This is a genomic window from Afipia sp. GW823-FHT06G09 (assembly GCF_058794875.1).
Genome location: NZ_JBXAHF010000005.1, coordinates 188,285 through 203,916, shown reverse-complemented (window position 1 = coordinate 203,916; position 15,632 = coordinate 188,285). Strand labels below are relative to the sequence as shown.

Sequence of the window (15,632 nt, the reverse complement as noted above, 5' to 3'; positions counted from 1 at the left end):
GGGCGGATACCGCCGCAGCCTCAGGAGAAGCTGATGTTCGCTATATCGATAGCGACGGCGACAGGAGCAGGGACCGCAGTGCCATCCGGGTTGCGGCGCAGCGCGCGCCGCTTGGTCGCGATCTTGATGCCGTCGAACGTCTTGTAGTCCTCGACATAGTGAGCCGTGGGAATGTTGCTTGCGACCTCTGCTCCGTAGTCCAGCCGGCAGACCAGACCGTCGCCATTGATATGAAAGATCTGTTCGGAGCAGTGGGTGGCGACGGTGTGGGGGAAAGTCACTTTGAGTCTGCGGCGAACTTCGCCATTTTCATTCCAAGGATCGATTTCTTCGGTTTTGAACCCCGGTAATGCGAACATGAAAGGCGTGCAGAGATAATTCCACATTGCGTAGCCGCTGAAGTACGCGAGATGGAGGGCGTCCCAGGGTGTTTCCGGCTTGTGGCCTTCGAACGCCGAGCGTGGATCGTGTCGTTCCTCCAGCACTTGCCCGTCGAGGGTCTCAACGGCTGTATGATCTGGCCGATAGATGCTGCGTTTGTTCGGGTCTGTGAACGGGCGATAGCTGGTCGATTGCGACTTGGTATCGATGGTGACATGGACGTCCTTGAGGGCATCCGGCCAGCCCTTTCTTGCCCAGAGCAAGCCAGTGATGGACATATCGCCGTCGATGGCCTTCACTTTATTCCAACGATCGATGCCTCCGTGTGCATCGATCACAAGGTCGCGAAGCTTGCTCATGGTTGCCGTCCCTAAACCGCTTTTTGTGATGTCGTTGTTTTCGCGCTGTCCCAGTCCGGTCCCGAGAAGACTGGACGGTCAGTTACTCTAATGATAAGAGTTACTAGGAGGCAAGTACTTTTATGAAGTCAAAAGGCTTTGAGGGAATGGCGTGCTCGATCGCCGGCGTATTGGCCGCGATCGGCGATCGATGGGCCGTGCTGATTTTGCGCGACCTCTCATTCGGTCTGAGCAAGTATGAGGATTTGCGCCGCTCGACCGGAGTGACCAACGCAACGCTGTCCGACCGTCTCAAGCATCTCGAAGAAAACGCGTTGATTGAGCGCCGCCGCTATCAGGTGAACCCCGAGCGCTACGAATACATTCTGACTCGAAAGGGCAGGGACACGATCCTGCTGACGCAGGCGCTGGTTCAGGTGGGGGACAAGTGGGGTGCCTCCGGGAGGGGCGGGCCGCCGCTCAAGTTTACCAATCGAAAGACCGGCGGGCCCGTGAAGCTTGCGATGGTTGATCAGGACACAGGCGAAACCGTTCAACTGAACGACTTGCAGCCGCAACCGGGTCCTGGGGCGGACGATCTCGTCCGGTGGCGCCTGACCTATCTGCGCAGCTAAGCAGGTGCCTTTTCGAGCCAGGGCCGCGGAATGGAATCGCCCAGTTTGGACGGTGTTGGATCGTGCATTCGTAGCCGGATAAAATCTGTGCACTGCTAAATGCGAGCATAAAAAATATGCATATCATCATCTTTGTATGCAATCGCCTTGCAGCGCAATTAGCGCGGCTTCTTTCGCTCTTCCTATAATCCGGCGCGGATTCAATAGTTTAGCGGTGTTTTAAGACCTTCTTAAGATCTGGCATGAAGCTTGCGAAGTCATCTCCGGCGAAGTCTCAACGCGTTGGAGAACATCATGAAGCGTCGCGATTTTCTGAAGACGGTCACCGGAGCGGCGGCAGGTGCGGCGATACCGGGGCCGGCGATCTGGTCGGCTGCCAAGGCGGACGCACGATCTGAAACGCTGCTGATCGTTTCCGAAAGCGGGCCCAACAATCTGGATATCCACGGTGTCGGCACGAACGTGCCTGGATACGAAGTGTCCTGGAATTGCTATGACCGCCTCATCAGCCACGAAATGAAAACCGGCGCCAACGGCGTTCCGTACTATGACCGCGACAAGTTCAAGCCTGAACTGGCCGAGGACATGAATGTCGGCGACATGTCGGTCACATTCAAACTGAAGAAAAAGGCGACGTTTCACGACGGGACGCCGGTGACGGCGAAGGATGTGAAATGGTCTCTCGACCGCGCCGTGAGCGTCGGTGGTTTCCCGACCTTCCAGATGAGCGCAGGTTCGCTCACCAAGCCGGAGCAGTTCGTCATCGTCGACGACAACACGGTGCGCGTGGACTTCGCCAAGAAGGATCGCCTGACCATCCCTGATCTCGCTGTGATCGTCCCCTGCATCGTGAATTCGGAGCTGGTGAAGAAAAGCGCGACGGAGAAAGATCCTTGGGGTCTCGAATACACCAAGCAGAATACCGCGGGCTCCGGCGCTTATCAGGTAAAAAGCTGGACCGCCGGCACCGAAGTGGTGATGGAGCGCAATGAGAACTGGGTCGGCGGCCCGATGCCGAAGATCAAGCGCGTTATCTGGCGCATGGTTCCGCAGGCCGGCAACAGACGCGCGCTGCTGGAGCGCGGCGATGCCGATATCTCGTACGATCTGCCCAACAAGGATTTTGTTGAACTGAAAGATTCCGGCAAGCTCAACATTGTTTCGACGCCATACTCAAACGGCGTTCAGTATATCGGCATGAACGTCACCCAGCCACCGTTCGACAATCCGAAGGTACGCCAGGCCGTCGCCTATGCGCTGCCTTACCAGAAAATCATGGATGCAGTGCTGTTTGGTCTCGCCAAGCCGATGTTTGGTGGCACCGGCGGCACCGAGGTGGCATGGCCGCAGCCGCACAAGTTCAACACCGATATTGCAAAAGCCAAGGCGCTCCTTGCAGAGGCCGGCTATCCGAATGGCTTTGAGACCACGCTGTCGTTCGATCTTGGTTTTGCCGGTGTTAACGAGCCGCTTTGCATTCTGGTTCAGGAAAGTCTCGGCCAGATCGGCATCAAGACCACCATCAACAAGATTCCGGGCGCCAACTGGCGCACCGAACTGAACAAGAAGGTGCTACCGCTCTACACCAATGTGTTTTCCGGCTGGCTCGATTATCCCGAGTACTTCTTCATCTGGTGCTACAGCGGGAAGAATTCGATCTTCAATACGATGAGTTACAAGTCGCCGGAGATGGACAAGTACATCAATGGCGCAGTCGATGCCGCCGCGATCGGCGACACGCCCACCTACGACAAGGATGTAAGGGGCTTTGTCGATCTCGCCTACGCGGACATTCCGCGCATTCCGCTGTATCAGCCCTACGTCAATGTCGCGATGCAGAAGAATATCTCTGGTTATCAGTATTGGTTCCACCGCCGTCTCGATTATCGCGCACTTGTAAAAGCGTAACGGTCAGGGGTGGGGGCTTCCATGCTCGGTATGATTGGAAAAAGGCTGGCATTTGCGATCCCGAGCCTCATCGGGGTCGTGATTGTCACGTTTCTTCTGACTCGCGCATTGCCGGGAGATCCGGCGGCTTACTTCGCGGGACCTGCTGCAACCAAAGAAGCCATCGAGCAGATTCGTAAAAAGCTGGGCCTCGACAAGCCGCTGATCGAGCAGTTCGTGCGCTACACCGTCGATTTGTCGAAGGGTGACTTCGGTAATTCGCTGACGACCGGTCAGCCGGTTGCGACGGAAATCCGCAATCGATTGCCGGCATCCGCCGAATTGACGCTGACCGGGCTTTTGATTGCTATTTCGATCGCGATTCCGCTGGGTATTCTGGCTGCGACGCGGCCAGGCTCCTGGATCGACCATCTTTGTCGTGTTCTGACAACCGCCGGTGTATCGCTGCCGGTGTTCTTTACCGGGCTGGTGTTGGTCTACGTCTTCTATTTCAAGCTTGGCTGGTCGCCGGCGCCGCTCGGGCGTCTGGACGTGTTCGCAAGCGCTCCGCCTGCCGTCACCAGATTTTACCTGATCGACAGCTTGCTCGCGCAAAACATTGAGACGTTCCGTTCGGCGCTGAGCCAGTTGATCCTGCCGGCGGCAACGCTTGCAATTTTCTCGCTGGCGCCGATTGCGCGTATGACCCGCGCCTCGATGCTGGCGGTTCTGGCTTCTGACTTTGTCCGTACCGCACGTGCAAGCGGATTGTCGCCGTCCAAGGTCATCGTCACCTATGCGTTCCGCAACGCGATGTTGCCGGTCATTACAACGCTGAGCATGGTTTTCTCGTTTCTGCTCGGCGCGAATGTGCTGGTTGAGAAAGTGTTCGCGTGGCCTGGCATCGGCTCCTATGCCGTCGAAGCGCTGATCTCGTCCGATTTCGCGCCGGTGCAGGGATTCGTGCTGACGATGGCGGTGATGTACGTCCTGCTCAATCTGGTTATCGACATTCTCTATGGCGTCATCGATCCGCGTGTGAGGTTGGAAGGATGAGCACTGTCGCACCCGTTGCCGAAATTGCATCAACAGCGCAGGCCTCAGGTTTTAAGGCAACGCTCCAGCACGCGCGATACATTCTGGGTGAGAACCTCGTCACGGCGTTCGCCTTCGGACTTCTTGTTCTGATTGTCTTTGCGGCGGTGTTCGGTCCCTCGATCGTGCCTTACGATCCGCTGGCCAGCAATACGGCCCAGGCGTTGAAACCGCCCTCGGCGGCACACTGGTTCGGCACCGACCAACTTGGGCGCGACATCCTGAGCCGGGTAATTGTTGCGACCCGGCTCGACTTCTTCATTGCAGCCGCCTCGGTCGTGCTGGTGTTCTTTATGGGTGGCATTGCCGGCATTGCTGCGGGTTACTTCGGCGGCTGGACCGACCGCATTGTCGGACGCATCGCGGACACGATTATGGCGTTTCCGTTGTTCGTGCTGGCGATGGGTATCGTCGCCGCGCTCGGCAACACTGTACAAAATATCATTATTGCTACCGCCATCGTGAATTTCCCGCTGTATGTTCGTGTGGCGCGTGCTGAGGCCAATGTTCGTCGCGATGCCGGTTTCGTGCAGGCGGCTAGATTGTCGGGCAACAGCGAGTACCGCATTCTGCTGGGGCATATCCTGCCCAACATCATGCCGATCATGATCGTGCAGATGTCGCTGACCATGGGCTACGCGATCCTTAATGCGGCGGGCCTTTCGTTCATTGGTCTTGGTGTTCGTCCGCCGACGGCGGAGTGGGGAATTATGGTCGCGGAAGGGGCGACCTTCATGGTCTCCGGAGAATGGTGGATCGCCTTCTTCCCCGGGCTGGCGTTGATGATCGCGGTGTTTTGCTTCAACCTGCTCGGCGACGGGCTCCGCGACATCGTCGATCCGCAGCGGAGGACATGACGGATGACCGCGATGCCGTTGCTCGACGTCAATAATCTCACCGTGGAGTTTGCGACCCGGCGCGGAATTGTCCGTGCCATCCAGCAGGTCAATGTCACCGTCGCCAAGGGTGAGACGTTGGGTATCGTCGGTGAGTCCGGCTCGGGAAAGTCGGTGACGTCCTACGCCGTGATGCGCATTCTTGATCGCGCGGGAAAGATTGCGGACGGCTCCATCATGTTTTCCGGAATCGACGTCAAGAATGCATCCGAGACGGAAATGCGCGATCTGCGTGGTCGCGAAATGTCGATGATTTTCCAGAATCCCCGTGCTGCACTCAATCCGATCCGGAAGGTCGGCGATCAGATCGAAGACGTGCTGCGTCAGCATGTGCAGTCGACGTCCAATGACCGCGGAGAAAAGGCGATTGAGGCACTGGAGCAGGTGAAAATCGCACGCCCGCGCGAGCGCTATCATGCCTATCCATTTGAGCTGTCCGGCGGCATGTGTCAGCGCGTCGTCATCGCTCTTGCATTGGCATGCAATCCTCAGCTTCTGATCGCTGACGAGCCGACCACAGGCCTTGATGTTACCACCCAGAAGGCGGTGATGGACCTGATCGTGGAACTGACGAAGAGCCGGGGCATGTCCACCATTCTGATCACGCACGATCTGGGGCTTGCGGCGGCCTATTGCGACCGCGTGGTGGTGATGGAAAGGGGCAACGTGGTCGAGACCGCGTTGTCGAAGGACATTTTCGCCAATCCGGAGCATCCCTATACACGTAAACTGATGCGAGCGACGCCAAGGCTGGGTGTTTCTTTGCGGGATTTGCTCTCCGACGAAGAAAAGGCGGCTTTGCCGGCGACGGCAGATGTTGCGTCTGCGGGGGAGGCAGACACAACGCCGCTGCTGGTTGTTGAGAAACTCGTCAAGGAGTATCCGCGTCAGGGTGTGTCAAAGACATTGTCTTCACTGTTTGGCCGCAAGCCGCCGGTCGAACCGGAGCAGTTCCGGGCCGTGGATGGCATCAGCTTTTCGGTCAGTCGCGGTGAAAGCGTCGGTCTTGTTGGGGAATCCGGTTGCGGGAAATCCACCACGTCGATGATGGTGATGCGGTTGCTTGGGCAGACATCAGGACGAATTGTGTTCGATGGTGAAGACATCGGTGGAATTCTCCCTAACGCCTTTGCGCGACTGCCGCTACGTAAGCGGATTCAGATGGTGTTTCAGGACCCAACCGACAGCCTCAATCCGCGGTTCACGGCAGCGCGGGCCATTGCCGATCCAATCATGCAGCTGGGGGACATCAAGGGCGCAGCCGCTTTACGCGCGCGCTGCGAGGAATTGGCACGTCAGGTGGGCTTGCCGCTGTCGCTTTTGGATCGTTTTCCACACCAGATGTCTGGTGGCCAGAAGGCGCGTGTCGGAATTGCGCGGGCCATTGCACTGAAGCCGGACCTCATTATTCTGGATGAACCCACAGCGGCGCTCGATGTATCGGTGCAGGCGGTGGTGTTGAACCTGCTGCAGGATCTCAAGCAGTCGATGGGCATGAGTTATCTGTTCGTATCCCACGATTTAAACGTGGTCCGGCTCTTGTGTGATCGCGTCATCGTGATGCGAAGCGGACGAATTGTCGAGCAGGGCGCGACCGATACGGTGCTCGACGCACCGCAGGACGTCTATACACGCGAGCTGTTGTCGGCAATCCCGCATCCGCCTCTTCCTGTACATTGAAAATCGCGGAAACATGCATGTCACCGAGTGATTCATTGGATGCCTACATAGATGCCGCTGCAACGCTCCTTGGCTTGCCGATCGACGCTGCATGGAAACCTGTTGTCCGCGCGAACCTGGATGTCTCGCTGAAGATGGCGCACATGGTTCAGGAGTTTCCGCTGCCCGATGAAATCGAGCCAGCGAGCATTTATGAAGCCTGACGCTGCTTTGATCACTGACATGGACTGGGCATCGGCATCGGAGATTGCTGAGGCTGTTTCCTCCCGTAGAATATCGGCGATAGAAGTCATCAACGGGGCGCTGTCACGCATTGCGGCGCGCGACGCGAAGCTGAATTCGTTCACCGATGTGGTTGCCGCCCGCGCGCGTGCCACGGCGAGCAAGATCGACCAAGCGATTGCAGATGGAGGCCAGGTCGGGCCGCTTGCGGGCGTACCGTTTGCGGTGAAGAATCTTTTCGATATTGAAGGTCTTCCGACTCGCGCTGGATCGAAGATCAACCGTGATCGTGCCCCCTCAAGCCGTGATGCGACATTGATCGAGCGCCTGGAGGCCGCGGGCGCGGTTCTGGTTGGCGCACTCAATATGGGCGAGTACGCCTACGACTTCACCGGAGAGAATGTCCACGATGGTCCTTCGCGGAATCCGCATGATCTGGCGCGGATATCCGGGGGCTCGTCAGGTGGCTCTGGTAGCGCCGTTGGGGGCGGACTTGTGCCGCTGGCGCTTGGCTCCGATACCAATGGATCAATTCGCGTGCCCTCGTCATTCTGCGGTATCTTCGGCCTGAAACCGACCTACGGCAGGCTGTCGCGTGCGCGGTCGTTTCCGTTTGTTGCAAGCTTCGATCATCTGGGGCCATTTGCGCGAACAACCCGGGATCTGGCGCTTGCTTACGATGTGATGCAGGGACCGGATCCCGACGACGCGGCGTGCGTGGGACGCCCGGTAGAACCTGTGACGCCGCTGCTATCGCAGGGGATAGGCGATTTTCGCGTTGCCGTTGCGGGAGGTTATTTCAAAACGTCCCTTACGCCCGAGGCAAGGGAGGCAATGGCGCGGGTCGCAAAGGCCTTGTCCGTCACAAGGGAAATTGAAATTCCGGAAGCCGCGCGAGCCCGCGCTGCAGCCTACGTCATTACGACGAGTGAGGGCGCATCGTTGCACCTTGACCGGCTGAGGAGCCGCCCGCAGGATTTCGATCCTGCGGTGAGAGACCGGCTCCTCGCCGGGGCAATGATACCGTCGGTATACGTGGACCGGGCACAGAAATTTCGCCGTTGGTACCGGGCGAAAGTCATGGAATTGTTCAAGATTGTCGATGTGATTCTGGCGCCGTCGACACCTTGCGTCGCGCCCAAGATCGGTCAGACGACCTTCGTCCTGGATGGAGTCGAGATGCTGGCTCGGCCGAATATCGGAATTCACACACAACCTATTTCGTTTATCGGTCTGCCGGTGGCAGCGGTACCGCTTCCGCTTGAGCCGATGCCGATCGGCGTTCAGATCATTGCTGCCCCGTGGCGAGAGGATGTCGCCCTGCGCGTGGCCTATGCTCTGGAGCAGGCTGGTGTCGTGCAGACGTCACGCCCCGGGGAATTTTGAGGATGGCGACTGAGGTCAATTTGCCAGATGTCGTCGCCGAAGTGACAGAAGCTTTCGCACGTTACGAGAAAGCGCTGACCTCCAACGATGTCGCAACGCTCGATTCTTTGTTCCGGGAGGACACCAGTACCATTCGTTACGGTATCGGTGAGAACCTTTATGGTTATGCGGCGATTGCGGCATTTCGCGCGGCGCGAAACCCTGCGGGGCTGATGCGCGAGCTGTCAAAAACCGTCATCACAACCTATGGCCGCGACACGGCGGTCGCTTCAACGCTATTCCATCGCAGGTCTGCGCCGGGCAAGGTCGGGAGGCAGATGCAGACATGGATGCGTTTCGCAGAAGGCTGGCGGATTGTCGCCGCCCATGTGAGTGTGATCGATGCGCCGGATGAGAAGTCATGATCTTTGAGGCGGAAATGCCGCAAGGTTCGAGCGGTGACGCGCCGGGAGTTGGCGAGCCGAACTCGCCTTTTACACGCGGAGCGGCAACCGCAGGAAAGCGCACCCTTGCCGAGGAGTTGCGGTTGCAACTGGCCGACGATATCGTGCGGGGTGCGCTGGAGCCTGGATCCGCGCTCGATGAATCCGAGATCGCGAGACGTTTCAATGTTTCGCGGACACCTGTTCGCGAGGCACTGCGGCAGTTGGTGGCCAGCGGTCTTGTCAATTCACGCGCTCACCGCGGTGCGGTGGTGGCGAGACCGACCATCGAACAGCTCAACAGCATGTTCGAGGCGATGGCTGAACTAGAAGCATTGTGCGCCGGGCTTGCCGCCGAGCGGATGCCGATTACGCAGCGTAATGAACTGGAAGCGCTGCATGAGCGGCTGCGGCTTTTGAGTTACGATGGGAATCCGCAGTTGTTCCATGAAGCGAATGAGGCATTTCACAACGCAATCTATGCTGGCTCCCAGAATGGGTATGTCGCCGAGATGACCTTGGCGACGCGTGTTCGGGTTCAGCCGTTCAGGCGGGCGCAGTTCCGTAATCTTGGCCGCCTTGCGAAATCCTATGTCGAGCACGACCGGGTCGTTGTCGCTATCATGCGCGGCGACAAGGCGGGGGCCGCGAACGCGATGCGCGATCACATTGAGACTGTTCGTGAGGAATACGAAGTTTACGCGGTATCGCTGTAGAATTTGAAATCCGCGCGTCGCGGCAGTCTACTTTTTGGTCCCGCCGCCCGTCAGTCCGCCGAACATTTTGAACATATCTCCGATCTGTTCGGGATTGAACGACATCCAGTTGCGAAGGATCGCGTCGGGCGACATGCTGCCAACGCTGGCAAGCAGCTTTTCCTCGACCTCCTTCATGGCTTTTTCCTGCATCGGCTGAATATTCGGAAGTCCAAGGAATTCGCGGGCTTCCTGCGGCGTGCAGTCGATATTGACCGTGATTTTCATAAATCTGTCCCCCGGCAGGTGACCACGTCATTTGGATCCCGGCCTTGCGCTTAATCTACACGCGAAGATATCGAAATGGAAATTGACCGCGCCGCTACACGTGAACTGCGCTGCGGACGCGGCCGGCGTTTCCGAAAACTCTCAAGTAACGGGCTATCTCGGATGGATTTCCGGTCGCCTTTTCCGGGTTATCCGAAAGCTTCACCGCTGGCTTTCCGTTAACAGCTGTCACCTTGCAGACAAGTGAGATCGGATCGAGATCGGCGGTGCCGTCCGGCGCACAACCGACAAAGTCGTTGGTGAGATTTGTGCCCCAGCCGAAACTGGTCCTGACGCGTCCGGCAAAGTATCGATGTGTTTCCTCAATCGATCCGACATCCATCCCGTCCGAGAAGATGAGAAGCTTCTCTTTCGGGTCGCGCCCTTTTTCCTTCCACCATTTGATGATCTCCTCGCCCGCTGCGATGGGTGGGGCACTGTCGGGACGAAAGCCGGTCCAGTCTGCCACCCAGTCCGGAGCGTCGCGTAGAAAGGCTTTCGTGCCAAAGGCATCGGGCAGGGCGATGAGAAGGTTTCCGTCGTAGGTATGGCGCCATTGATCGAGAATTAGATAGGGCGCCCAGCGTAGTTCGTCGTCATCTTTCGCGAGAGCAGCCGCGACCATCGGCAATTCGTGCGCATTTGTACCGATGGCTTCGAGGTCATTGTCCATCGCCAGCAGCACGTTGGATGTTCCGGTGAACGCTGGTCCCAGTCCTTCCTTGACGGCTTCGACGCACCAGCGCTGCCAGAGGAAACCATGCCGCCGCCGCGTTCCGAAGTCCGACAGCCGCAGGCCATCCAGTTTGCGCAGACGCTCGACCTTGGTCCAGAGTTTCGCCTTGGCGCGCGCGTAAAGCACATCGAGAACGAAGCGCCCCTGTCCCTTCATGGCTTGCCGCGAGCGTAATTCATTGATGATGGCGAGCGCGGGAATCTCCCACATCGTGGTGTGCGTCCACGGTCCATGGAAGTGCAGTTCGTACTGGCCGTCGACCGTATGGAGTTCATATTCAGGCAGCTGGAATGTCGCCAGCCAACTGATAAAATCCGGCGAGAACATCTGCGTCTTGCCGTAGAAGGTATTACCTGCAAGCCAGATCAGCTCTTTCTTGGTAAAGCGCACCGTGCGGGCGTGATCCAGTTGAGCGCGAAGTTCGCCCTCGTCGATCACTTCACCGAGCCGGACGTGGTGGGTGCGGTTGATGACCGAAAACGTCACATGCTCGTCCGGGTAGAATTCCCGGATCATCTGAAGCATCAGCAGCTTGTAGAAGTCGGTATCGAGCAGACTGCGGACGATCGGGTCGAGCCGCCAGCCGTGATTGTAGGTTCGCGAAGCGATATCTGTAATGGCCATGCCGGGATCATATCCGGCTCCCTCGCGGGCAGCCAGCCACTGGGTGCTATTTTATGGCCTGCCTCCACGGCGAACCCGGCTAATCGCCGTGGCCACGTCGGTCCAGGGCGCCTTGTCTGGGGCGAACTGTTGCCTGAGGTATGAAACCAGCTCCATGACCTGTTGGTCATTGAGGCTGTTTTTGAATGCCGGCATGTAGCCGAGATCGCTGGATACCGGCTGGTCGATGCCATGGAGAATGATCTGAATGAGGTTATCCGGCGCGTCGCTGTGCAGGTTGGTGTTCAGGGCCAGCGATGGTCTGCTGCCGAACAGAACCGGGCCACCAACTTGATGGCACACAGCGCAGGCGCCGTCATAGATTCGTGAGCCTGTCGCGGACGCCGAAGCCGCTTTCACGCTTGTTGCCGTTTCCAGCCGATTTGCCAAGGCATCCTGAGCCGACGGAGAAATTGTCGTGTTGTTGAAGGAGGCGAGATAGACCGCCATGGCGCGGATGTCGGCGTCGGGCACGGACGCAAGATCTCTTACGATGGGCGCCATCGGTCCGGCGGCAACACCATGGAAACGGGATATGCCTGTTCGCAGATAAGCGAAGAATTCGTCTTCGCTCCAGGGAATCGGCGCATGAGACAGGTTGGTTAGCGGTGGTGCTTCCCAGCCTTCCGCAACCCCGCCGGCCAGGTAGGCTTTGGCATTTCTCTCCGCGCCCAAGGCGTTGCGCGGCGTGTGGCAAGCGCCGCAGTGACCCAGGCTTTCGACCAGATAGGCTCCGCGATTCCACACAGGCGAGCGGGTAGGGTCGGGCGCGAAGACGTCCGGCTTATGAAACAGTGCATTCCAACCTGCCAGCAGAGGGCGGAGATTGAAGGGAAACGCCAGCGTGCTTTCCCGATTGACGGCCCGGACCGGCGCCTGTGCCATCAGGTAGGCGTAGAGCGCCTGCAAGTCGGCATCGGTTGCTCTGGCGAAGTGATTATAGGGAAACGCGGGATAGAGCTGTCGGCCATCGCGGTGAATGCCCTCGCGCATTGATCGTTCGAAGGCTGGATAGGACCATGCGCCGATTCCAGTTTCGGGGTCGGGAGTGATGTTGGTGCTATAGATGATGCCGAATGGTGTTTCGAGCGCGCGTCCACCGGCATTGACGACACCATTGGCCTCCGTGTGGCACACCGCGCAATTGCCGAGCGCGGCGAGTTGCTGGCCCCGGGCAATGGTCGCCGCCGAATAGGTCGATTTATCCGGCGGGGCAATTGGCGCAATTGATCGCCACGGCAGCGCCGCTGCAGCAATGCCGAGAACCGCGGCACATGTTGCGAGGATGCCTGCAGCCACATTACGCCGTTTGCGGAACGGATCGCTGTGAGTTTGGGTTGGCTGTTCCTGCGGTTTAGACGTTGGTCTTGGCAACGCAGCTGGTATCGGCTCTTGGGCGCGCAGCCCGGCGAGGATGCGCTCCGGGGTAAACGGCAGCTCGCGAAACCGCACCCCGGTTGCGTCGAAGATCGCGTTGGCTATGGCTGCCGCGCTGGGGACAGAAGCGGATTCCCCGACGCCAAGCGGCGGCTGATCTTGGCGTGGCAGCATCAGCACATCGATCTTGGGGACATCTGGAAACTTGATGATCGGGTAGGTGCCCCATTCCCGGCTGGCCACCGCAGTCCGATCAAACGAAACTTCTTCCATCAGCGCCCGGCTGGTCGACTGGATGACGTTGCCGTGGATCTGGTGGCGCACGCCATCCGGGTTGATCATCAGCCCGGAATCTTGCCCCGCAACCACGCGCGTCACACTCACGTCACCGGTTGACTTGTTGACCGCCACGTCCGCGATCCAGGCCGACCACGCCGCACCGTAGCCGGGGAATTTGCTGTGGACGTAAAGCGCGTAAGCGAAGCCGCGTCCGCGGACAACATCGCCTTCGGTTTCCGGTTCTTGCCAGACCGGGCGGGGAGTCCACCCGGCGCGCTCAGCGACAGCGTTGACAAGATCGACGGCGCGGGGGTCCTTCAGATAGCGCAATCGATATTCAATGGGATCGACGCCGGCCTCGGTTGCGAGTTCATCGATGTAGGACTCGTGCGCGAATGTATTCGGCAGCGCCGATACGCCGCGAAACCAGGATGCTCGCACGATCGGCGGCATATCATGCGCGACCACACGGATTGCGTCGTAGTCATAGGGCGGAATCGCGGTCCGATCGCCCATCTCGAACACCGCCGGCACCGGAGGAACAGTTCCGGTCAGTAACAGCGCCAGCGTCGGCGCGCCGTTCGAAGGGTACCGCGTTGTGAAGTCGTAGGCGGCGACACTGCCGTCGGCGTGCAGTCCGCCGTTGACCTCCATCAGTTGCGCTGTGCCTTTCGGCTCCCACGCGTGTTCCTGCTCGCGTGTCAGTTGCACGCGAACCGGGCGGCCCACTGCACGCGATAGCAGTACAGCATCGGCGGACACGTCGTCAGCGCAGTTGCGGCCATAGCAACCCGCAGCCTCCATGCGGATCACATCAATTTGGGATTCCGGCAGTGCAAGAAGCAGTGCAAGGTCGGTGCGCAGAATGTGCGGATTTTGTGTGCCGGACCAGACCCGCACGACGCCGTCCTGTATGTCGGCAACCGAGCAGGATGGTCCAATCGAACCATGCATCTGATACGGCCAAACATAGGTTCGTTTGAGCGGCTTGTCCGCGGACGCGATGGCAGCATCGACATCGCCCTTATCGACTAACGTGCGCGGTGCGCTTGGATTGGCGCGGAGCGCGGTTTCAATATCTTGGAGATTTGGCAGCGTGGGCGTCGGTTTCCAGGTGACTTTTAGCTGGGTAGCTGCCTTGATCGCGTTTTCTTCACGCTCGGCGACGATCCCGACGAAGTCGCCGATCTGCACCACCGATACAATTCCGGGGATATCGCGAACCGACGATTCATCAACGGCTATCAGGCTGGTGCCGACAAAATTTCCCGCGTCGACCCCGGCATACGGCGGGCGGACCACTCGGCCGTGCAGCATGCCCGGGACCCGCACGTCATGTACATAAACCAGCTCCCCTGTCGCTTTGGCAGGAAGGTCGACGCGCGGTGTCGACTGCCCGACGATCTTGTAGGCATCGACTGATTTGACCGGGACGTCGTCGGCGAGTTCTAGTCGGAAGCTTTCGCCGGCGATAAGTTCGCCGTAACTGACGCTGCGGTTGTCGTGGCCGCGGATCAGGCCATCCTCCACCGACAAATCGTGGACCGGCAGATCGAGCTTCTCTGCGGCGCGCGCCAGCAGAAAGTGGCGGGCCTGCGCAGCGGCCTTGCGCAACGGCACGGCCGTGATCTGAATGGTCTCACTGGCGATAGTCGCGCCCTGGTTGGGCACAACCGATGTATCGCCCAATACAACGACCACGCGCGCGAACGAGACGTCGAGCTCTTCCGCGACGATTTGACCGAGGGCGGTACGGATGCCGGTCCCAAGGTCGACGTGGCCATTGAATGCGGTAACAGTCCCTTCTGCGGTTACCTTAATGAAAGTCTCGAAAGCTGCTTCATTGCTGCCCGAAGAAGCCGAGCGCACGACGGACAGCGTTCCCGAGAGTGAGGGCTGGCGGTCCATCGGGGAATCCGCCGCCATTATTGTTGTTCCTCGACAGCATGACCGGCGGCGCGCATCACAGCGCGCAGGATTTCGATGTGTGCACCACATCGGCACAGGTTGTATTGCAATGTATTCAGCACTTCGGATTCGGAGGGATGCGGATTCTGCATAAGCAGAGCCTTCGTCGCCATAATCATGCCGTTGAGACAGTAGCCGCACTGCGCGGCCTGTTCCTCGATAAACGCCTTCTGTACCGGATCAGGATTATCTCGCGAACCAAGACCCTCGAGTGTGAGGATGTCTCGCTGCGCACATCCGCTGACGGGAATGACGCAAGAGCGTGCCGCCACCCCATCAATGATAACCGTACACGCGCCGCATTCCCCAAGCCCGCAGCCGAATTTCGGTCCGTTCAGTTCGAGGTCGTTACGCAGCACGTAGAGAAGGGCAGTGTCCGGCGCCGCCTCGACATCTCGAACGCTCCCGTTGACGTTCAGGCGGATCGTTGTTTGCATCATGCTCATCGTCACGGTCCGGTCTGTTGCGCTGCAAACTCCGGCAACGCGTGCCACAACGATACCGTTTGTATACAAACGTGCAAGCCAAGTGAGAGAACAGAAAATGCCGCTGTCTCGCGGGTATGATGCATTGCACGATTTGTGATCACCAACGGTAGGCAATTGAGTTTTTATTCGGCAGTCCGGGATTTCGCACGCGGCGGCG

14 protein-coding genes are annotated in these 15,632 nt (G+C 58.8%); 9 read left to right on the top strand and 5 right to left on the bottom strand.

The genetic code is table 11. From position 1 onward, the window contains the following. Window positions 1-20: 20 nt before the first annotated feature. Entirely contained in the window at window positions 21-740 is a 720-nt protein-coding gene (locus tag AC1Q67_RS21895; protein ID WP_492237346.1) for a hypothetical protein, read from the bottom strand. Window positions 741-862: 122 nt separating this feature from the next. Between AC1Q67_RS21895 and AC1Q67_RS21890 the strand changes: the two genes are divergently transcribed. The 9 genes from AC1Q67_RS21890 to AC1Q67_RS21850 all read left to right on the top strand — a co-directional run bounded on the left by AC1Q67_RS21890 (window position 863) and on the right by AC1Q67_RS21850 (window position 9,658). Beyond that, window positions 863-1,354: a winged helix-turn-helix transcriptional regulator gene (locus AC1Q67_RS21890; protein WP_492237347.1), complete on the top strand. Its 492-nt coding sequence runs from the start codon at window positions 863-865 to the stop codon at window positions 1,352-1,354. Between the two features lie 294 nt (window positions 1,355-1,648). Beyond that, entirely contained in the window at window positions 1,649-3,262 is a 1,614-nt protein-coding gene (locus AC1Q67_RS21885) for an ABC transporter substrate-binding protein (RefSeq protein ID WP_492237348.1), read from the top strand. A gap of 21 nt (window positions 3,263-3,283) precedes the next feature. Further along, entirely contained in the window at window positions 3,284-4,297 is a 1,014-nt protein-coding gene (locus tag AC1Q67_RS21880) for an ABC transporter permease (protein ID WP_492237349.1), read from the top strand. Beyond that, on the top strand, window positions 4,294-5,193 hold the full coding sequence (locus AC1Q67_RS21875) for an ABC transporter permease (protein WP_024573695.1): 900 nt from the start codon (window positions 4,294-4,296) through the stop codon (window positions 5,191-5,193). Before AC1Q67_RS21880 ends, AC1Q67_RS21875 begins: the two co-directional genes overlap by 4 nt. A 3-nt stretch (window positions 5,194-5,196) precedes the next feature. Beyond that, window positions 5,197-6,912 (top strand): dipeptide ABC transporter ATP-binding protein, encoded by a 1,716-nt coding sequence (locus AC1Q67_RS21870; protein ID WP_492237350.1) that lies wholly within the window; start codon window positions 5,197-5,199, stop codon window positions 6,910-6,912. Window positions 6,913-6,929: 17 nt separating this feature from the next. Further along, complete coding sequence (locus AC1Q67_RS21865; RefSeq protein WP_492237351.1) at window positions 6,930-7,115, top strand: DUF4089 domain-containing protein; 186 nt, start codon at window positions 6,930-6,932, stop codon at window positions 7,113-7,115. Further along, the gene (locus tag AC1Q67_RS21860; RefSeq protein ID WP_492237352.1) at window positions 7,105-8,520 is read left to right on the top strand and encodes an AtzE family amidohydrolase; all 1,416 of its coding nucleotides are present in this window, start codon (window positions 7,105-7,107) and stop codon (window positions 8,518-8,520) included. The genes AC1Q67_RS21865 and AC1Q67_RS21860 overlap by 11 nt, the downstream gene beginning before the upstream one ends. 2 nt (window positions 8,521-8,522) lie before the next feature. Next, window positions 8,523-8,924: an oxalurate catabolism protein HpxZ gene (hpxZ, locus tag AC1Q67_RS21855; RefSeq protein ID WP_492237353.1), complete on the top strand. Its 402-nt coding sequence runs from the start codon at window positions 8,523-8,525 to the stop codon at window positions 8,922-8,924. Further along, a complete protein-coding gene (locus tag AC1Q67_RS21850) occupies window positions 8,921-9,658 on the top strand; it encodes a GntR family transcriptional regulator (RefSeq protein ID WP_492237354.1) in 738 nt (245 codons plus the stop codon). The genes hpxZ and AC1Q67_RS21850 overlap by 4 nt, the downstream gene beginning before the upstream one ends. 27 nt (window positions 9,659-9,685) lie before the next feature. On the opposite strand, the gene AC1Q67_RS21845 is transcribed toward AC1Q67_RS21850, so the two are convergent. The 4 genes from AC1Q67_RS21845 to AC1Q67_RS21830 all read right to left on the bottom strand — a co-directional run bounded on the left by AC1Q67_RS21845 (window position 9,686) and on the right by AC1Q67_RS21830 (window position 15,427). Beyond that, complete coding sequence (locus AC1Q67_RS21845; RefSeq protein WP_024573701.1) at window positions 9,686-9,925, bottom strand: DUF6489 family protein; 240 nt, start codon at window positions 9,923-9,925, stop codon at window positions 9,686-9,688. 94 nt (window positions 9,926-10,019) lie between these two features. Continuing rightward, window positions 10,020-11,324, bottom strand: a complete 1,305-nt coding sequence (pncB, locus tag AC1Q67_RS21840; RefSeq protein WP_492237355.1) for a nicotinate phosphoribosyltransferase — start codon at window positions 11,322-11,324, stop codon at window positions 10,020-10,022. Window positions 11,325-11,375: 51 nt separating this feature from the next. Next, window positions 11,376-14,945 (bottom strand): molybdopterin cofactor-binding domain-containing protein, encoded by a 3,570-nt coding sequence (locus AC1Q67_RS21835; protein WP_492237356.1) that lies wholly within the window; start codon window positions 14,943-14,945, stop codon window positions 11,376-11,378. Further along, window positions 14,945-15,427 (bottom strand): (2Fe-2S)-binding protein, encoded by a 483-nt coding sequence (locus AC1Q67_RS21830; RefSeq protein WP_492237486.1) that lies wholly within the window; start codon window positions 15,425-15,427, stop codon window positions 14,945-14,947. Before AC1Q67_RS21830 ends, AC1Q67_RS21835 begins: the two co-directional genes overlap by 1 nt. Window positions 15,428-15,632 lie beyond the last annotated feature (205 nt).